This window comes from Micromonospora sp. NPDC049282, assembly GCF_043197045.1.
Lineage (GTDB): Bacteria > Actinomycetota > Actinomycetes > Mycobacteriales > Micromonosporaceae > Micromonospora.
In genome coordinates this window covers 194,382-213,059 of sequence record NZ_JBICSL010000006.1, presented here as the reverse complement: position 1 = coordinate 213,059, position 18,678 = coordinate 194,382, and the positions used below count along the sequence as shown (strand labels likewise).

The window sequence follows — 18,678 nt, the reverse complement described above, 5'->3', positions numbered from 1 at the left end:
CTTGACGCATTCCGCATAGGAGGGGGCCCGCTCAACACTCGTCAGCTCACGCCTCGTCGAGGCCGCGCAGCACCAGGGGGAGGCGGGTGGCGCCGCCGGTGACCACCCGGACCGGCACGCCCCAGTCCTGGCGGGTCAGGTGGCAGGCGGCGTGCTCCACGTCGGCGTCGCAGGTCGCCGCCTGGGCGGTCACCTGCAGCACCCCCTGCGCCACGTCACCGCTGACCACCAGCCGGCGGGACAGGTCGGTGGTCGTGCCCGCGCCCTCCACCAGCAGCTCCGGCGGGGACGCCGAGACCACCAGGCGGGTCGACGGCCCGTACGTCTCGTCCAGCTTCTGCCCCGGAGCCGGCGTGAAGATCACGTCGAGCGTCAGCTCGCCGGCCGTCACGTCGGTGGGCCTGCGCTCCAGCCGGTGCCTCGGCCCCGCCACGGTGCTCGCGCCGGCCGCGCTCAGCGCGCCGGGCGCCAGCCGGGTCAACCGGTGCGCGGCCGACTCGACCACCAGCACCTCACCCTCGGCGGTGACCACCAGGTCGCTCGGCTCGGCCAGCCCGTCGGCCACGGTGCCGACCTGGCCGGTCTCCGGGTCGAAGCGGCGAACCGCGCCGTTGTACGTGTCCGCGATCAGCACCGAACCGTCGGGCAGCGCGCACACGCCCAGCGGGTGCTGGAGCAACGCCTGGTCGGCCGGGCCGTCGACGTGGCCGAAGTCGAAGAGGCCCTGACCGACGGCGGTGTGCATCTCGCCGTCGGCGACCCAGCGGATCGCGCTGGTCTCGCTGTCGGCCACCCAGAGCCGGGAACCGTCGGCCGAGACCGACAGCCCGGACGGCTGGGCCATCCAGACGTCCGGCAGCGGACCGTCACGCAGCGCCTCGACCGTGGTGCCGGCGTACATGCCGGCGGTCCGCTTGATCGGGTCGAACCACCAGAGCTGGTGGATGCCGGCCATCGCCACGACCACCCGGTCGTCGTACCAGGCCACGTCCCAGGGGGAGGAGAGGTCGACCGCGCGTGCGTCGTGCGCGTGGTCGTCGACCGTCGAGCGCCACTGCCGCCCGGTGCCGGCGACGGTGACCACCTCGCCGGACTCCAGCCGTACGCCGCGCAGCAGGTGATTGACCGTGTCCGCGACGACGACGTGGTAGCCGGCCACCTCGGCCACGTGCGGAGGCAGCAGGCAGAGGCCCTGCGGCTCGGCGAAGGTGGCCCCGGTCGCCGGGCCGTCCGTCCGGCCACGCCCGCCCGCACCGATCCGGCGGACCACCGTCTCCCCGTCCGGGGCCAGCTCGACCAGGGAGTGCCGGGCCGAGTCGGAGACCAGTAGGTTGCCGTGGTCGAGCGCGACGGCCTTGCCGGGGAAGCGCAGCGCCGTCTCCGGCTCGGCCGGCGGCACGTACGGGCCCTCGCCCCGGTGCAGGGTGCCCTTCGCCTCGTGCGTGGCGATCAGGTCGTCGACCAGTCGGGCCAGCCCTTCGGCGTGCCCCTCGCCGGCCATGGTGGCGACGACGTACCCCTCCGGGTCGACCACCGAGAGCGTCGGCCACGCCTTCGCCGCGTACTGCTGCCACATGTCCATCTCGGGGTCGTCGAGCACCGGATGGTGCACGCCGTACCGCTCGACGGCCGCGGCCAGCGCGTCCGGGTCCTTCTCGTGCTCGAACTTCGGCGAGTGCACGCCGATGACCACCAGCACGTCGCCGTACTTCTCCTCGAGCGGGCGCAGCTCGTCGAGCACGTGCAGGCAGTTGATGCAGCAGAAGGTCCAAAAATCCAGCAGAACGATCTTGCCGCGCAGGTCGGCCAGCGTGACGGCCCTGCCGCCGGTGTTCAGCCAGCCACGACCCCGCAGCTCGGGTGCCCGTACTCGTGCGCTCATCCCCCCATCGTGCCGCACCCCCCGTCCGGCAGCTCGGAGACCGCCGGGTGAAGAGCCGCACACCGCAGCGCGAAGCGCCCGCCCCACCGGGGACGGGCGCTTCGCGGGGGCGTTACTGGCCGGCCGGCTTCAGGCAGAGCACCCGGTTGGTGCCGCCGCCCTGGAGGACGACCGTGGGCTGGGACAGGTCGGCGCACTTGTCCTTGTTGTCCACCTTCGACACCACGGTGAACGCGCCCTGCTCGCCGCAGTTCGTGGCCACGGCGGTCGAACCGGACTGCTTGATGCACGAGCCGACCGCCGGGTCGAAGCCCGCCGGCTTGTCGGCACCGTTGATCTTGCCGAGCAGCGTCAGCAGGCCGAGCGGTACGGCGAGGATGAGCACGGCCGCGACCAGCACGGCGGCCAGCACCCGGCCGTTGCGCACCTTCGGCGCGGGCGCCTCGGCCTGCGGCTCGGCGTCCGGCTTGAACGCGTCGAAACGGCCCTGGTCCGACTCGCCGGACTGCCCGTCGGGCGACCAGGCCGGCGGCGCCTGCTGCGGCGGCGGCGGGAACGCGGGCGGGAAGCCCCCCGGCGCACCCGCCGGGCCCTGACCGGGCACGGCGACCGAGGCGCGTCCACCGGCCGGCGGACCGTACGGGTCCGGCTGGCCGCCGGGGCCACCGAAGGGGCCGGGCCGCCCGTGGAACGCGTCCTGGTGACCGTCGGGGCCACCGAACGGATTCTGCTGGCCGCCCGGCGCGCCGAACGGGTCGCGCGGCCCTCCGGACTGCTCGCCGTCGTGCGGGTGCACCCCGTTGGCCGGTCGGTTGTTGCCGGGCGGTTCGACGAAGGAGGGCACGCCGACCGGGAACGCCGACGGGCCGGCCGGCGACGACGGCTCGGCGTATCCGCGCGGTTCGTCGTCGTCCGGGCGCGACTGCGGCCCACCGAAGACACCCGGACCGTCCTGGCCGGGGTAGCGGTGCGGGTCGTCCGACCGCGACGACGGCCCACCGAAGGCAGGCGGGCCGTCCTGACCGGGGTAGCCGTGTGCGTCGTCGGGTCGGGACTGCGACCCGGGGTAGCCGTGTGCGTCGTCCGACCGGGACTGGGGCCCGGCGAAGCCGTGCACGTCGTCGGGCCGGGACTGCGGTCCACCGAAGGCCACCGGACCGTCCTGGCCCGGGTGGTCGTACGCGTCGTCGGGGCCGTCCGCCTCATCGGGCTCCGGCCGGGCCGGCCGGCCGTACACCCGGGGCTGCGGCGCCGAGGTGCCGGTCGGGTGCGCCGGCTGGTCGGACGGCGGCGTGACCCGGCTGGCCACCGGCACCGACGCGCTGGCCGAGACCGCGCCGGCGGAGCCTGCCTCGGGCGACGTACGCGGGCCGGGAACGACCGGGCCGGCCGGCGACTGCGGCTCCTCGTGGCCGGACCGGGAGGTGCCCCAGCCGGCGTCACCGTGCTCCGGCTCGTACGCCTGGGGTTCACGCTCGGCCGGTCCGAACTGGCCGGCGGCCGGGTGGTCGGCGGGCGGCGAGGAGGCCAGGGCGGCGCCCGGCACACGCTGGCCCTGCGCGGGCAGCGGCACCGCGTTGCCGGGGGCGAAGCCCGGCGCGGGCGCGGGTTGGTAGGCCGGAGCGTCGTCGGCCGGCTGCCAGCCGCGCGAGGGCACCGACTCGGCCTCGTCGGTTCGGCCCCACGCCTCGGCGGGGGACCAGGGCTCGGCGTCCGGCACCGCCGGACGCTCGGGTGCCCGCTCGTCGGGGTTGGCGCCCCAGCCGGACGGCGCGTCGGGAGTCGGCACGGACGCGCTCGCCCGGGCCGGCGTCTCGGCGCCGCCCCAGCCGGTCTGCGCCGGCTCGTCCGCCGGCCGCTCGGGCTCCTGCTGCGGCGGCCCGGCTGCCGCGCTGTTCCAGCCGCCGGCCTGCTCGTCGCCCTGGCGTTGCGGCGGCACCGCGGCACCGCTCCAACCGTCGGCCTGCTCGTCGCCCTGGCGTTGCGGCGGCGCCGCGGCGCCGCTCCAGCCGGTGGCTCGGGGCTGCTCCGGTTCGCCCCAGGCGTTCGCCTGCGGCGCCTCGACCGAACCGGCGGCGCGTCCGCCGGCCGACCAACCGCCGGAACGGTCGGGGTCGTCGTCCCGGGTGGACTCGTCCCAGCCGCCGGCCCGGTTCTCGGCCTGCGGGGCGGGCCAGCCACCGGAGCGGGCCGGGTCGTCGTGCTGCTGCCCGCCGGCCGGGTTCCAGCCGCCGGAGCGCTGCGGGTCGTCCTCGGGTCGACCGTCCTGGTCGGACTGCTCCGGAGTGGACCATGCCTGGTCCGGGCGGACGGCACCGGGCACGGAGACCTTGGCGGCGGCCCGGGCGGTCGGCTCGGCCGGCGGCCAGGTGGCGCCGCTCTGCTGGCCGGGCGGGGCCCACGCCGGCTGGGATTCGCGTGGGGTCCAGCCGCCGGAGCGGTGGGGGTCGTCGGGTTGCTCGTCGCGTGGGGTCCAGCCGCCGGAGCGGTGGGGGGCGTCCGGCGGCGCGCCGGCGCCGACGGCCCAGCCGCCGGAGTGGCCCGCGTCGTCGCCGTGCTGCGCGGCGGGAGTGGCGCCGCCGGACCGGTGGGAGTCGTCCGGGCCGGCGGGGGTGACCCAGGTCTCGTTCGGCACGGTGGCCGGCGCGGGCACGTAACCGGTGCCGTGTGCGCCTGCCTCACCGGGCTGCGCCCAGGCGGGTTGCTCGCCGGCCTGGCCGCCGCCCCAGGCGGGGCGGTTCTGCTCGCCGGCCCAGGCCGGCGGTGCGGGCTCGGGGGGACTGTTCAGCGGTGCGGCGGCCCAGGACGGCGGCGTCGGTCCGGTTGCCCGGTCCGGGTCGGCCTGCTCGGCGGCGGCCCACGCGGGCGCGCCATGGCCGGGGTTGGCCCAGGCGGGTGCGCCCTGCTCGGGGGCGCCCCAGGCGGGCTGCTGGCCGCGCCCACCGGGGTCGGCGGGCGGAGGCACCTGGGCGCTGGCCCGGCCGGTGACCTGCTGACCCGCGGGCGGGGCCCAGGCGGGTGGCTGGTCGTCCGCCGCGGCCCAGGCCGGGGCCGGCGGGGCGGGCCGACCGGCCGGCGGGGGCGGGGCCCAGCCGAGGTCGGGCGTGCCGTTGTACCCGTTGTCCTGCTGCGCCGGCTGATCGCCGTACGGCACCGGTCCGCCGGTGCCCGGCGACACCTCGCCCGGCTCCTGGCCGGGGCGGTGCGGAGCCTCGGACGTCATGGGTGCGCCTCCTCCATCACAGGTCGGCCGCCGATGCCGGTCGGGGACCGTCGGCATGGCTGCCGGCGTCGCCGGCGGGTACCGGCCGTGCACGGGCTCCCCGCACGTTATCCGGTGGTCGCCCGGGGGCGCTCGGGGGAGCCTTGGCCATCACCGAAAGTCACCGGTCGACGTCGATGAGTTTCGCTTTCCCGCGTCGGTCCGGAGGCAGCCGGTTGGCGACCGTGCCAACCGTACCGGGCGGTGCGGCGAGGTGGAATCCCGGTGCCGAACGACGCGGAACGTCGAAGACCCGCCCGGCGTGCCGGACGGGTCTTCGAACTGGAGGAGGTGAGGAAGGTCGGTGGCGTCAGCTCATGTGACGCTGGGCGATGGCGAGAAGCTCTTCGCGGACCGCGGGCGAGTTGGCGGAACGCAGGGCGTGCTCGATGGCACGGGCCCGGCGGTTGGCGTCGCGGCGGGTGCGGATTCGCTCGATCATGCTCATCTCGGGTCTCTCCTCCTGGCTATTCGGTTGTCAGCCCTTGATGTCTCTATTTAAGCGCATCGCGCGGCCGATTGCCATCGATTAGAAGGTGAGCTGAGCCACGTGCCTAAGGATCGTAGGTCCAATGCCCCTTCGGGCCGACGATTTAGCTCCCTAACGGCAACGGCCGGTGTGCCGGGCGTTCACCCGTGGCACACCGGCCGTCGCCGGAGCGGTGGTACGTCAGGTCCAGGCGAGCAGCGCCGCCTCCGGGTCGGCCAGGAAGTCCCCCACGTCGCGCAGGAACTTCGAGCCCAGCTCACCGTCGACGATCCGGTGGTCGAAGGAGAGGCCGAGCGTGGTGACCAGGCGCGGCTTCACCTTCCCCTTGTGCACCCACGGCTGCTCGCGTACCGCGCCGAAGGCCAGGATCGCCGACTCGCCCGGAGGCAGGATCGGCGTGCCGGTGTCCACGCCGAAGACGCCGACGTTGGTGATGGTGAGCGTGCCGCCGGACATGTCCGCCGGGGAGGTCTTCCCCGACTTCGCGGTCTGCACCAGGCCGGTCATCGCGTCCGCCAGCTCGCGCAGCGTGAGCCGGCCGGCGTCCTTGATGTTCGGCACGATCAGGCCGCGCTCGGTGGCCGCCGCGATGCCCAGGTTGACGTACTCCTTGACCACGATCTCGTCGCCGGCCCAGGTCGAGTTGACCATCGGGTGGCGCTTGGCCGCCAGCAGCACCGCCTTGGCGACCAGCAGCAGCGGCGAGACCCGCACGTCCCGCCACTCGCGCCGGTCGCGGAGCCGGTCCAGCGCCTTCATCGCCCGGGTCACGTCGACGGTCAGGAACTCCGTCACGTGCGGGGCGGTGAACGCCGAACGGGCCATGTTCTCGGCTGTCAGCTTGCGTACCCCCTTGACCGGGATGCGCTGCTCGCGGTCCGCGCCGAAGCTCGCGGCCGACGCGGCCGGGGCCGCGACCGTCAGCGGCTCGGCCGCCGCCGGGGTCCCGCTCGCCGCCCGCTGTACGTCCTCGCGGGTGATCGAACCCAGCGGACCGGAACCGGTCAGCGTGGCCAGGTCGACCCCGAGGTCCTTGGCGAGCTTGCGGACCGGCGGCTTGGCCAGCACCGGACCGCCGACCCGGCCGTTGCCGTTCACCGCCGGCGCGGGCGTCACCGGCGCCGGGGCCACCGGAGCCGGCGCGACCGGAGCCGGCGTGACCGCCTGCGCCGGTACGTCACCCTTGCGCGGCCGGCGCTTGGCCGGCGCGTTGCGCGGGCCGTAGCCGACCAGGACGGCGGTACGCCCACCCGGGGCGGCGCCACCGATCAGGCCCGGCTCGACCATGCCCTCGGCCGGCGCGATCTCCACCGCGGCCAGCGACGCGGCCGACGGGGTCGGCAGCGCCTCGGCCGGCGCACCGGTCGTGGACTGCTCCAGCGGCCCGGCGTTCGGGTCGGTGTCGATCGCGATGATCGGGCTGCCCACCTCGACCGTGGTGCCCTCCGGGTGGAAGATCGCCTGCACCCGGCCGGCCCACTTCGCCGGGATCTCGACCGCCGCCTTGGCGGTCTCCACCTCGACGATCGGCTGGTTCAGCTCGATGTCGTCGCCCACCTTGACCAACCAGGCGAGGATCTCGCCCTCGGTCAGGCCCTCGCCCAGGTCGGGCAGGTTGAACTCCTTGACCCGTGACATGTCGCTCACCAGCCGAAGGTGCGGTCGACGGCGTCGAGCACCCGGTCGAGGTCGGGCAGGTACTCCTCCTCCACCCGGGAGGCCGGGTAGGGGATGTCGAAGCCGGTCACCCGCAGCACCGGGGACTCCAGGGAGTAGAAGCACTCCTCGGTGATCCGGGCCGCGATCTCCGAGCCGAGGCCGAGGTTGCCCGGGGCCTCGTGCACGACCACGCAGCGGCCGGTGCGCCGCACCGACTCGTACGCGGCGCTCAGGTCCAGCGGCGAGAGCGTACGCAGGTCGATGACCTCCAGCTCACGGCCGTCCTCGGCGGCGGCGGTGGCCGCGTCCAGCGCGGTGCGCACCATCGGGCCGTACGCCAGCACGGTGGCGTCCGCGCCCGGCCGCACGACCCGGGCGCTGTGCAGCGGGTACGCGTCCGCGAGCGGGGCGTCCAGGTCGACCGGACCCTTCTCCCAGTAGCGCCGCTTCGGCTCCAGGAACACGATCGGGTCGTCCGAGGCGATCGCCTGCTGGATCATCACGTAGGCGTCCTGCGGGTTCGCGCAGGTCACGACCTTCAGGCCGGCGGTGTGCGCGAAGTATGCCTCGGGCGACTCCGAGTGGTGCTCGACCGCGCCGATGCCGCCGCCGTAGGGGATCCGGATGACCATCGGGATCCGCACCTTGCCCTGCGAGCGGTAGTGCATCTTCGCCACCTGCGACACGATCTGGTCGTACGCCGGGTAGACGAACCCGTCGAACTGGATCTCGCAGACCGGCCGGAAGCCGCGGATGGCGAGGCCGACCGCGGTGCCGATGATGCCGGACTCGGCCAGCGGGGTGTCGATCACCCGCTGGTCGCCGAAGTCCTTCTGCAGGCCGTCGGTGATGCGGAACACGCCGCCGAGCTTGCCGACGTCCTCGCCCATGATGACGACCTTCGGGTCGTTCTCCAGGGCCCGCCGCAGGCCGGTGTTGAGCGCCTTGCCGAGGGTGAGCGTCTCCGTGGCCATCAGTGGGCGCTCCCCTCGAACGACTCCATGTACTGCGAGAACCGGGCCCGCTGCTCGTCCAGTTCCGCGGAACCGTGCGGGTAGACGTGGTCGAACATGCTGACCGGCTGCGGGTCGGGCATGTTGAGAACCCGCTCGCGCAGGTGCACCGACTCGGTACGGGCCTGCTCGTCGACCTCGGCGAAGAACGACTCGTCGGCGATCTTCTGCTTGGTCAGGAACGCCTTCATCCGGGCGATCGGGTCCTTGGCCTGCCAGGCCTCGACCTCGCTGGCGATCCGGTAACGCGTCGGGTCGTCGGAGGTGGTGTGCGCGCCCATCCGGTAGGTGTACGCCTCGATCAGCGACGGGCCCTGCCCATTGCGCGCGGTGTCCAGCGCGTGCCGGGTCACCGCGTACGAGGCGAGCACGTCGTTGCCGTCCACCCGGACGCCGGGGAAGCCGAAGCCGCCGGCGCGCCGGTAGAGCGGGACGCGGGTCTGCCGCTCCAGCGGCTCCGAGATGGCGTACTGGTTGTTCTGGCAGAAGAAGACCAGCGGGGCGTTGAACACGCTGGCCCAGACGAACGACTCGTTGACGTCGCCCTGGCTGGTGGCGCCGTCACCGAAGTAGGCGATCACCGCCTCGCCGTCCTCGCCGCCGGTCCTGCCGTCCATCGCGACGCCCATGGCGTACCCGGTCGCGTGCAGGGTCTGCGCCCCGATCACGATCGTGTACATGTTGAACTTGAACTCGTTCGGATCCCACCCGCCCTGGTCGACGCCGCGGAACAGGCCGAGCGGCATGATCGGGTCGATGCCGCGGCAGTAGAGGACGCCGTGCTCCCGGTAGGTCGGGAAGGCCATGTCCTGCGCGCGCAGCGCCCGGCCGGAGCCCACCTGCGCGGCTTCCTGGCCCAGCAGGCTGGCCCACAGGCCCAGCTCGCCCTGGCGTTGCAGGGCGGTCGCCTCGGCGTCGAGCTTGCGGACCAGGACGAGGTCCCGGTAGAGCCCGCGGTACTCGTCGTCGGTGAAGTCGACGCGGTACTCGGTCCCGTCCGGACCGAGTGCGGTTTCGATCCGCTCGCCCTCCGCGGTGAGCAGCTGTACGAGTTCCGGTTCGCCGGTCGCGGCGGCGCGCCTGGTACGGGGTGCGGCCCGCTTGCTGCGGGTGGCGCCCCCGGGGTCGCCCTTTGCCATCCGTCTCTCCCTGTCTGTCTGCGCCGCGCCGGGGGTGACCCGAGCCGCGCACGTCGTGCGCCCGCCCGGCAGGTGCCGGGTCGGTCCCTGGCGGCCGCGCCATAGCCCCGGTGAGGGTTGCCGCGCGGCGTGAGCCGGGGTCCGTCGGGGGACCCAGGCCCGGGAGCGTCGGCGCCGTTCCGCACCAGCCGCAGGGTGCGCGGAGGTGGCGGCTGCGTTGCCGTCGTGCCTGAATGATTGCAGAGGAGGTGAGCGGGCCCACAGTATGGCCTCCCCTGCCGGTGAGGTTTCATCGGTTCCGCGACGCATAGATGCCTTTGTCGGATAGGTCGCAGCGGGCCGTCGGACAAATTGTGTGTCGACACGCGGTGGCGGCTGGTGAACTGAGCGTCACTGGGTCAAGCTGACGGAGAGCCGTCGCGCGGCATTTGTCCGAATATCTGCGCGTGCTCGTCCGTCCCGTCGACGCGTACGAGGAGTGTGCCGGTGTCCGAGCCAGAGGGTCCTCCCGGTGCTCCCTTCCTCGGCCGGCACCGGGCGATGTCCGCCGCCGGCTACCGGCGGGTGGTCGGCGCGCACCGCGCTCCCGGCGCCGGCGGCCCGAGCCGCGGCTACCTGCTGACCGTGGCGCTGCTCGCCGGCACCGCGTCCATGCCGATCCTCGCCGCGATCAGCACCGGCTCGGCCTCCGTCGGGAACAGCGCCCTGCCCGACGCCGGCGCCCGGTTCATCCCGACCCCCTCGGTCGGGCCGGTGGTCATCCCGTTGCCCCAGACCACCCAGGGCCCGGCACTCCTCGCACCCACGCCGGTGGTCGGCACCCCAATCACCGAGCCTCCGCGACCGGTGCTCCCGGCCGCCCCGTCCCTGCCCGACGACAGCGACCTGGGTTCCGGCCGCCGGTCCCGGCCGTCCGTCGTGCCGGCGCCCCCGCCGCTGCCCCCGCCCGTGCCCGTACCCACCCGATCCACGCCGGTCCCGCCACCACGTCCGTCCCCGTCGCCGTCGCCGTCACCCTCCCCCACGACCCCTCCCGGCCCGAGCCCGACGCCGGAGCCGACCACGACCTCGGCCACACCGGACCCTTCCGACCCCTCGACGACGCCGGACCCGTCTGATCCGTCGACCACGCCGGACCCTTCCGGCACTCCGCCGGAGCCTACGTCCGGGCCTACCTCCGGACCGTCGCCGACTGGCGAGCCGGACCCGGTGCCGACCGCAACAGGGTCGCCCGCTCAGACGGTGGCACCGAGCCGCTCCGCCCACCGTGTGCCCGGTCGATGATCCACACCGTTACGCCGAGGTGGCGCGATCAACTCGCCCGGATACCGCCACCTCGCCGCGCTGGTGTTGATCAATCCGTGTGACGGCCCCACCCCACCCCGCCGGGCCGGGACCGCGGTCGACGTCAGGCGGGGTCGTCGGTGAGGCGGTGCCGGTTCGCCTCGATCCAGGCGTTCAGCGCCTCCGGGTCGTCCGGGTCCACGCCGTCCGCCATCAGCTGCGCCACCGCCGCGGTAGCCGGGCTGCGTCGCTCACCGGTGCTGTAGAGCCGGGCGAACTCCGGGACCATCTCGGTGATCGCCTCGTCCGTCCGGTCGGCCGCCGGCTGCGACAGCCCTCGCTGCCGGGCCGCGTACGCCGCCCAGGCGCGCAGCACCCGGGGCAGCATCGCGGCGTCGTCCATGTCGAGCACGGCGCGGCGGTGCACCCAGTCGAGCAGGAACAGCTCGGCGACCATCGGGCTCCACCGCATCGGGTCGGCGTCCGGGAAGCTCGCCGCGTGGTCCAGCAACAGGCCCAGGCAGAAGTGCAGCGAGGCCAGCTCGCCGTCGGCCACCTCGGGCAGGCCGAACCGGTTGGCCTCGGGCGCGTCGAGGAAGGCGCGGACCAGCCGGGTCCGTTCCTCGTCGGTGGGCGGCGGCGCGTCGGTCGGGCCGGCCGACGGGGCCGCCCCGGGCAGGACGGCCAGCCGGGCGCCCACCAGGGCCCGGTCGGTGGCGAGCGAACCCTGGGCGGGCAGCTCGCCGAGGTCGTCGGTGACCGCCAGATGACGGCTCACCTCCGCGTGCATCCGGGCCGGGTCCTCGGTGCGGAACCAGGTCAGCTCGTCCTCGGTGCAGATCTCCCGGGCCTGCTCGACGATCCGGCCCGCCGGACCGCCGACGAACACGTCCTTGGTGATGCCGATGTTGTGGTCGACGAGGGCCACCAGGGCGTGCTCCGGCCCGCCCTGCTCCTCGTCGTCGTAGGCGAACGTGGCGAGGTAGGAGGTCTGGTCGCCGTACACGTCGCCGTAGGCCCAGGTGCCGGTGAGACGCACCCGGCCGAGCTGCCCGGCCCAGGCCGGGGCGTGTGTGCCGGGCCGGACCCGGGCGGCGCCCACGGCGTCCGGCACGAGGGTGGCGAAGACGGCGCGGATGGTGGTCGCGGCGGCGCTGCGCCGGCGGGACGTGGCGGCCAGGAAGCCGGCCACGAACTCGCGGACGGCCTGCTCCCGGTCGTGCTCGGCGACGGCGTAGACGCTGCCCAGCAGTGCGGTGCCGAGCATCTCCGCGTCCAGCGCGGAGTCGAGCCTGGTCACGTCGCGCGCGGCGTGCAGCACCGCGTCGTAAGGGGTCTGTGGCGTGGCCATGCACTCGACCCTACGCCGCGCCGTCGGCCACCACACCGGTCAGCGCGCCGGGTTCAGCGCCGCTCGGCCTCCCGCAGCGCGTCCCGCGCCGCGCCGTAGCACGTCAGCACCGCCCAGACCGGGTCCATCACGTACTTCTCGCCGACACTGCCCACGGAGGTGAGCAGGCGTTGTTCGGCCCGGCGCCGGGCCCGCCGGGCCGCCCACCCGATCACCGGCCGGGTCAGCGCCGCGACCAGCAACCCGGCCAGCAGGCCACCCAGCAGCAGCACGGTGGGCCACGGCACGTCACCGAGCTTCGGGTGCTCCAGCGGCGGCAGGCCGAGGAAGCGAAGCGCATAGCCCAGGAGCAGCCAGAGCAGCCCGCCCAGCGCGGCGAGGGTGACCAGCCACTGGATCCCGCCGACCACCCGCCACCAGGCGGGCCGCCGGTCCATGCCGAGGTCGGTGGCGGCGACCGCGTGGTCCAGCGCGCCCGGCAGGTCGGTCAGCCGGGACCGGGCCGCGGCGGTCACCGCGGTCGGCCAGGGCGCCGGCAGGTCGGTGCTGCTGCGGTCGGCCACCGCGCGGATGGCCAGGTGCAGCGAGGAACGCTGCGCGGCGGTCGGATCGGGTACGGAGGTGGCCGAGATCAGGCTCTCCGCCGGTGCCTCCGGGTCGCGCCCGGGCAGGTGCAGCCGGCGCAGTGGATCCGGACGCAGCTTCCGCCAGCTCCGCACCAGCGGCCAGCCGGTGCTGCTCACCGCACGGTGCCGGTAGGCGCCCTCGACCGCCTGCGCCACGGTCGGCACCCCGGCCGCCCCGGCGAGCGCCCGGGTGAGCTCCTGGGCCGAGGCGTCACCCGGCCGGGTGCGCGGCGGCTCCGGCCCGACCAGCGGTTCGAGATCGGCCACCACGGCGTCCACGTCGCCGGAGAGCCGGCGCAGGGCGGCCTGCCGCTCGGCGACCGTACGCTCCAGCTCGGCCCGCAACCCGGCCAGCCCGGCCGGGTCCACCGCCACCGTGGGCAGCACCGGCACCCCGCCCAGCCCGTCGGCGTCGAGCAGCCGGCGCAGGTCGTCGAGGACCGTGGGCAGCTCGGTCGGGTGCAGCCGGTCGGCCTGGTTGAGCACCACCACGGTCACGTCCTTGTGCCGGTGGAACTCACGCAGGTAACTGGTGTGGATCACGCGGTCGGCGTACTTCTGCGGGTCGACCACCCAGACCACGAGGTCGACCAGGCCGAGCAGCCGGTCGACCTCCAGCCGGTGGTGGTGCTGCACCGAGTCGAAGTCGGGCAGATCCAGCAGGACGAGACCGTGCAGGGTGGACTCGTCGTCGCCGTCCAGCGGGCTCTCCCGGACGAACCGGTGGCGGGGCAGCACGCCGACCCAGTCGAGCAGCCGGACCGCGCCGTCGAGCGGACCCCACACGCAGGCATGGGCCACGCCGGTGGTCGGCCGACGCACACCGACCGGGGAGAGGTCCATCCGGGCCAGCGCGTTGAACAGGCTCGACTTGCCGCTGCCGGTCGCGCCGGCCAGAGCGACCAGGGTGTGGCGGCCGGAGAGGGCGAGCCGGTCGCCGGCCCGCTCGACCACCGTGTGCCCGGCCACCAGCTGGGCGTCGGGCACCTGGCCGTCCACCGCCCGGAGGAACCGCTGGACCGCCTCCAGACGCGCGATCAGGACGTCCGGGTCGACCCGCTGGTCGGCCCGGAACGCCTCGCGCACCCGCCCCACGATGTTCGTCACGGTGCCATCTCAGTTCGCGACTGCGGGGCTCGCAAGCCCGGCTCGCTCCTCGCGCTCACGGTGCCATCTCAGTTCGCGACTGCGGGGCTCGCAAGCCCGGCTCGCTCCTCGCGCTCACGGGCGACCGTCCTGTTCGGTGGTGGGCAGCGGGGCGTCGCCGGCGGACAGGCCGCTGCGGTGCCGGGCCCGTTCGACCGTCCCGGCGGCCCGGCGCAGCGTCCCGCCGGCGTCGGCGGCCGGCCGGGCGGCCTCGGTGCGGGCCAGGAAGCGGGCGGCCTCCTCGGCCATCAACGCGCCGACCCGGTCGAGCAGGTCGACCCGCGCCTTGCGGGACAGGTTCCGCACCGCCTGGTCGCCGAAGATGGCCTGGAGCACGGTCTGGCCGGCGACCGCGGTGCCGGTGCCCGCGGCGACCTCCAGCCCGGTCGGGATGAAGGCGGTGGAGGCGAAGACGCCGATCATGACGGCCAGCCCGGTGGCGTTCACCGCGTACGCGGCCGTGCGGGCCACGAAACGCCTGTCGGCGCCCTCGACGCGGACCAGCTCCAGCACCCCACGCTGCCAGTCGCGGACCAGTTGCTCACCGCGCGTGGGCAGGTCGGCCGAGGCGTGCGCCAGCTCCGGTTCGAGCAGCGCCGCGCCGGCCGGATGCGCCTTCCACCCGGTGTACGCGTTCTCCGCCGCCTCGGCGGCCACCCCACGCAGCAGTGTGACCAGTTGGGACTCGATCGCCGTACGCAGCTCCGCAGCGGGCGCGGGTCGCCCGGTGACCGCCGCGACCACCCGGTCGCGCAGCCGCCCGATCCGCGCCTCCAGGCTGCGGAAGAACTCACCGGTGCCGACGAACTCCTGCCAGCGCGCCAGCACCTCGCCGCGGAGCAGCCGGCCGTCCTTGAGCCCCTGGTCGACGGTGCGCTCCGCGCCCCGGTAGGCGGCCCGGACCCGTTCGTCCAGCGCCTCGGCGGCGGCCACCTGCTCGTCGGCGGCGTCGGCCAGCGCCTCGACCACCGGGTGCAGGGCGGCCAGCGCGCCGTCGAGGGTCTGCCGGACCACCGCCGAGCGGGCCTCCGCGTCGCCGGCGAGCCGGGCGAACCACCCGCTCAGCGGGGCGGTCATCCGGTCGGGCAGCAGCCCCTGCCCGTCCACCCACGTCTCCGGCAGCACGAACAGCGGCGCGGCGCCCAGTTCCTGGCTGGCCAGCATCTGCGACAGGTGGGCGGCGATCTCGTCGGCCGCCTCGGGCGGGACCCGGTCGAGCACCATCGCCACGGCGGTGCCCCGGGCCCGGGCGCTGCGCAGCAGCTCCCAGGGGACCGCGTCGGCGTACCGCGCGGCGGTGGTGACGAACAGCCACAGGTCGGCGGCGGCGAGCAGTTGCCCGGCGAGCGCCCGGTTGGCGTCGACCACGGAGTCGATGTCGGGGGCGTCGAGGAAGGCCAGGCCGGGCGGCAGCGCCGGCGCGGTGACCAGTTGCAGGGTGCCGGGGTGCTCGCTCGGATCGTTGGTGCGGGTCAGGCCGGGCAGCAGCTCGCCCTGGCGGAACCAGGCGGCGTCGGCGGGGTTGCAGACCAGCACCGGGGAGCGGGTGGTCGGGCGGAGCACGCCGGCCGCGCTGACCCGCGCCTGGACCAGGCTGTTGACCAACGTCGACTTGCCGGCGCCGGTCGAGCCGCCGACCACCACGAGCAGCGGGGCGTCGAGCCGGGCCAGCCGCGGCAGCAGATAGTCGTCGAGCTGGTCGGTGAGGCTGCGGGCGGCCTGCCGGGCCGACTCGGCCGAGGGCAGCGTCAGCGGGAAGCGAGCCGTGTCGATCGCGGACCGCAGGCCGGCGAGCGCGGCGGGCAGGCCCGCGGCGTCTCCGCCGGGCTGGTTCTCGCCGTGGGTGGTTCCGGTGCGGGCTGCGACGGCGGGCGCGCCGGCACGGGTGGCGGGATCGCCATGCGTCGTCACCGCTAAAGCGTGCCCGACCGACGCAAGGTAAGACAACCGGACGGTAATAACGGTCAGGTTGCGCCGAGTCGGCTCAACCTCGACTTGCGGTTTGCCGAGGGCGTGGCACTATTGAGTCAAGTTCACTCAACTTGTGGTGCGGTCGCCTCCGGGTGACCCCGCCGGGCAGGTCGTCTGACCTGCTCAACCGTTACGAAGCGAGGAAGCGAACATGGCACGTGCGGTCGGCATCGACCTCGGCACGACGAACTCCTGCGTCAGCGTTCTCGAGGGCGGTGAGCCCACCGTCATCGCCAACGCCGAGGGCTCGCGTACGACTCCCTCGATCGTCGCGTTCGCCCGCAACGGCGAGGTGCTCGTCGGTGAGGTCGCCAAGCGCCAGGCGGTGACCAACCCCGACCGGACCATCCGCTCGGTCAAGCGGGAGATCGGCACCAACTGGACCGTCGACATCGACGGCAAGAAGTACACCCCGCAGGAGATCTCCGCCCGGACGCTGATGAAGCTCAAGCGGGACGCCGAGGCGTACCTGGGCGAGCAGATCGCCGACGCGGTCATCACCGTCCCGGCCTACTTCAACGACGGGCAGCGCCAGGCCACCAAGGAGGCCGGTGAGATCGCCGGCTTCAACGTGCTGCGGATCGTGAACGAGCCGACCGCGGCCGCCCTGGCGTACGGCCTGGACAAGGGCTCCAAGGAGCAGACCGTCCTGGTCTTCGACCTCGGTGGCGGCACCTTCGACGTGTCGCTGCTGGAGCTGGCCGAGGGCGTGGTCGAGGTCAAGTCGACCAGCGGTGACAACCAGCTCGGCGGTGACGACTGGGACCAGCGGGTCATCGACCACCTGGTGAAGACGTTCCGCGGCGAGCACGGCATCGACCTCTCGCAGGACAAGATGGCGCTGCAGCGGCTCAAGGAGGCGGCCGAGAAGGCCAAGATCGAGCTGTCCGCGGCCACCACCAGCAACATCAACCTGCCGTACATCACCGCCGGCTCGGCCGGCCCGCTGCACCTCGACGTGACGCTGAGCCGCGCCGAGTTCCAGCGTATGACGCAGGACCTGCTGGACCGCTGCAAGGGCCCGTTCGAGCAGGCCGTCAAGGACGCCGGGATCAAGGTCTCCGACGTCGACCACGTCATCCTGGTCGGCGGCTCGACCCGGATGCCGGCGGTCACCGACCTGGTCAACCAGCTCACCGGCCGCGACCCGAACAAGGGCGTCAACCCGGACGAGGTCGTCGCCGTCGGCGCCGCCCTCCAGGCCGGCGTGCTCAAGGGCGAGGTCAAGGACGTCCTGCTGCTCGACGTGACCCCGCTGAGCCTGGGCATCGAGACCAAGGGCGGCATCTTCACCAAGCTCATCGAGCGCAACACCACCATCCCGACCAAGCGCTCCGAGGTCTTCACCACGGCCGACGACAACCAGCCGTCGGTGCTGATCCAGGTGTTCCAGGGCGAGCGCGAGATCGCGGCCTACAACAAGAAGCTCGGCACCTTCGAGCTGACCGGCCTCCCGCCGGCGCCGCGCGGCGTGCCGCAGATCGAGGTCACGTTCGACATCGACGCCAACGGCATCGTCAACGTGCACGCCAAGGACCTGGGCACCGGCAAGGAGCAGAAGATGACGATCACCGGCGGCTCCTCGCTGCCGAAGGACGACATCGAGCGCATGCGCCGGGACGCCGAGGAGCACGCCGACGAGGACAAGCGCCGCCGCGAGGAGGCGGAGACCCGCAACGTCGCCGAGGCGCTCCAGTGGCAGACCGAGAAGTTCCTCGCCGAGAGCGGCGACAAGCTGCCGAGTGAGAACCGTGACCAGCTCAACGAGGCGCTCGGCGAGCTGCGCAGCGCCCTCGGCGGGCAGGACATCGACAAGATCAAGGCCGCGCACGAGAAGCTGGCCCAGGTCTCCCAGCAGGCCGGTTCGCTGCTCTACGCCCAGCAGCAGGAGGGCGAGCCGGGTGCCCAGGGCGCTCCGGGCGCCGGTGCGGCCGGCGCGGGCGCCGGGGCGACCGGTGGCCCGCAGGCCGGTGGCGCCGACGACGTGGTCGACGCGGAGATCGTGGACGAGGACAAGAAGTGACCTTCGGTCCCGGACACGACTCGCACGGCAGAGGGATGAGGTAACCGCATGACGGACAAGCCACGAGCGGCCGACCCGGGCTCCACCGGGTCGGCGCCGGGTGGCTCCGCGGGCGCCGGCAAGGATGCCGGCGACGAACCGCGGGTCGTCATCCGCGACAAGCGCAAGCTCGGCAAGGTGACCGAGGAGCCGGCGAACGACGCCTCGGCGGCCGACGCCGCCGCCGACGCGCCCGCCGAAGGGCTGGTCGAGGAGACCGAGGTCGTGGTCGACGAGATCGTCGGCGAGGCCGAGGTCTCCGGGCCGCCCGTGGTCGACTCGCCCGCCGAGCCGAGCGGGGAAACCGGCGGTACGACGGCCCCGCTCGGCGCCGAACTGGAGTCGCTCCGCTCCGACCTGGAGGAGCGCACCCGCGACCTCCAGCGGGTCTCGGCGGAGTACGCCAACTACCGCAAGCGGGTCGACCGTGACCGCAACCTGGTCCAGGAGCAGGCGACCGGCGGGGTGCTCACCGCGTTGCTGCCGATCCTCGACGACCTGGACCGGGCCCGCGAGCACGGCGACCTGGTGGGCCCGTTCGGCAGCGTGGCCGAGCAGCTCACCGGGGCGCTGGGCAAGTTCGGCCTGACCGCGTTCGGCGAGCAGGGCGACCCGTTCGACCCGACCCGGCACGAGGCGGTGGCCCACCAGACCTCCGCCGACGTGACCGAGCCGACCTGCGTGCAGGTCATGCGCCGGGGCTACCAGCTCGGCGAGCGCCTGCTGCGGCCGGCCCTGGTCGCGGTCGCGGACCCGGAGTAGTGCCGACCCGTGACGTCCCGCCCGCCCCTGC

The 18,678-nt window shown here is 74.3% G+C and carries 12 protein-coding genes; 2 read left to right on the top strand and 10 right to left on the bottom strand.

The features are described from left to right. Positions 1-46 precede the first annotated feature (46 nt). From ACGFI2_RS13635 to ACGFI2_RS13590, 10 genes are all read right to left on the bottom strand, one after another. Positions 47-1,882, bottom strand: coding sequence for an NHL domain-containing thioredoxin family protein (locus tag ACGFI2_RS13635; protein ID WP_393515539.1), 1,836 nt, complete (start codon positions 1,880-1,882; stop codon positions 47-49). A 112-nt stretch (positions 1,883-1,994) separates the two neighbouring features. Continuing rightward, a complete protein-coding gene (locus ACGFI2_RS13630) occupies positions 1,995-5,105 on the bottom strand; it encodes a hypothetical protein (RefSeq protein WP_393515536.1) in 3,111 nt (1,036 codons plus the stop codon). Positions 5,106-5,454: 349 nt separating this feature from the next. Next, positions 5,455-5,592: a hypothetical protein gene (locus ACGFI2_RS13625; RefSeq protein ID WP_013283356.1), complete on the bottom strand. Its 138-nt coding sequence runs from the start codon at positions 5,590-5,592 to the stop codon at positions 5,455-5,457. Positions 5,593-5,814: 222 nt separating this feature from the next. After that, positions 5,815-7,272 carry a dihydrolipoamide acetyltransferase family protein gene (locus tag ACGFI2_RS13620; protein ID WP_393515839.1) on the bottom strand — a complete coding sequence of 486 codons (1,458 nt, stop codon included), beginning with the start codon at positions 7,270-7,272 and terminating at the stop codon, positions 5,815-5,817. A 5-nt stretch (positions 7,273-7,277) separates the two neighbouring features. Next, positions 7,278-8,267 carry an alpha-ketoacid dehydrogenase subunit beta gene (locus ACGFI2_RS13615; protein WP_393515533.1) on the bottom strand — a complete coding sequence of 330 codons (990 nt, stop codon included), beginning with the start codon at positions 8,265-8,267 and terminating at the stop codon, positions 7,278-7,280. Continuing rightward, positions 8,267-9,445, bottom strand: coding sequence for a pyruvate dehydrogenase (acetyl-transferring) E1 component subunit alpha (gene pdhA, locus ACGFI2_RS13610; RefSeq protein WP_393515531.1), 1,179 nt, complete (start codon positions 9,443-9,445; stop codon positions 8,267-8,269). The genes ACGFI2_RS13615 and pdhA overlap by 1 nt, the downstream gene beginning before the upstream one ends. Positions 9,446-10,056: 611 nt before the next feature. Continuing rightward, a complete protein-coding gene (locus ACGFI2_RS13605) occupies positions 10,057-10,275 on the bottom strand; it encodes a hypothetical protein (protein ID WP_393515528.1) in 219 nt (72 codons plus the stop codon). 578 nt (positions 10,276-10,853) lie between these two features. Then, a complete protein-coding gene (locus tag ACGFI2_RS13600) occupies positions 10,854-12,080 on the bottom strand; it encodes a hypothetical protein (protein WP_393515525.1) in 1,227 nt (408 codons plus the stop codon). 53 nt (positions 12,081-12,133) lie between these two features. Then, on the bottom strand, positions 12,134-13,813 hold the full coding sequence (locus ACGFI2_RS13595) for a GTPase (protein ID WP_393515522.1): 1,680 nt from the start codon (positions 13,811-13,813) through the stop codon (positions 12,134-12,136). Between the two features lie 114 nt (positions 13,814-13,927). After that, positions 13,928-15,763 (bottom strand): ABC transporter, encoded by a 1,836-nt coding sequence (locus ACGFI2_RS13590; protein ID WP_393515519.1) that lies wholly within the window; start codon positions 15,761-15,763, stop codon positions 13,928-13,930. A 211-nt stretch (positions 15,764-15,974) separates the two neighbouring features. On the opposite strand from ACGFI2_RS13590, the gene dnaK reads away from it, so the two are divergent. Both dnaK and grpE read left to right on the top strand, forming a co-directional pair. Continuing rightward, positions 15,975-17,846, top strand: coding sequence for a molecular chaperone DnaK (gene dnaK / locus ACGFI2_RS13585; protein ID WP_393515516.1), 1,872 nt, complete (start codon positions 15,975-15,977; stop codon positions 17,844-17,846). A 48-nt stretch (positions 17,847-17,894) separates the two neighbouring features. After that, on the top strand, positions 17,895-18,647 hold the full coding sequence (gene grpE / locus ACGFI2_RS13580) for a nucleotide exchange factor GrpE (protein WP_393515513.1): 753 nt from the start codon (positions 17,895-17,897) through the stop codon (positions 18,645-18,647). Positions 18,648-18,678 lie beyond the last annotated feature (31 nt).

What these genes read in the sequence shown, in the direction of transcription:
- dnaK (WP_393515516.1), top strand. Translation starts at nt 15,975, where the DNA reads ATGGCACGTGCGGTCGGCATCGACCTCGGCACGACGAACTCCTGCGTC.
- pdhA (WP_393515531.1), bottom strand. Translation starts at nt 9,445, where the DNA reads ATGGCAAAGGGCGACCCCGGGGGCGCCACCCGCAGCAAGCGGGCCGCA.
- ACGFI2_RS13630 (WP_393515536.1), bottom strand. Translation starts at nt 5,105, where the DNA reads ATGACGTCCGAGGCTCCGCACCGCCCCGGCCAGGAGCCGGGCGAGGTG.
- grpE (WP_393515513.1), top strand. Translation starts at nt 17,895, where the DNA reads ATGACGGACAAGCCACGAGCGGCCGACCCGGGCTCCACCGGGTCGGCG.
- ACGFI2_RS13620 (WP_393515839.1), bottom strand. Translation starts at nt 7,272, where the DNA reads ATGTCACGGGTCAAGGAGTTCAACCTGCCCGACCTGGGCGAGGGCCTG.
- ACGFI2_RS13615 (WP_393515533.1), bottom strand. Translation starts at nt 8,267, where the DNA reads ATGGCCACGGAGACGCTCACCCTCGGCAAGGCGCTCAACACCGGCCTG.
- ACGFI2_RS13625 (WP_013283356.1), bottom strand. Translation starts at nt 5,592, where the DNA reads ATGAGCATGATCGAGCGAATCCGCACCCGCCGCGACGCCAACCGCCGG.
- ACGFI2_RS13600 (WP_393515525.1), bottom strand. Translation starts at nt 12,080, where the DNA reads ATGGCCACGCCACAGACCCCTTACGACGCGGTGCTGCACGCCGCGCGC.
- ACGFI2_RS13635 (WP_393515539.1), bottom strand. Translation starts at nt 1,882, where the DNA reads ATGAGCGCACGAGTACGGGCACCCGAGCTGCGGGGTCGTGGCTGGCTG.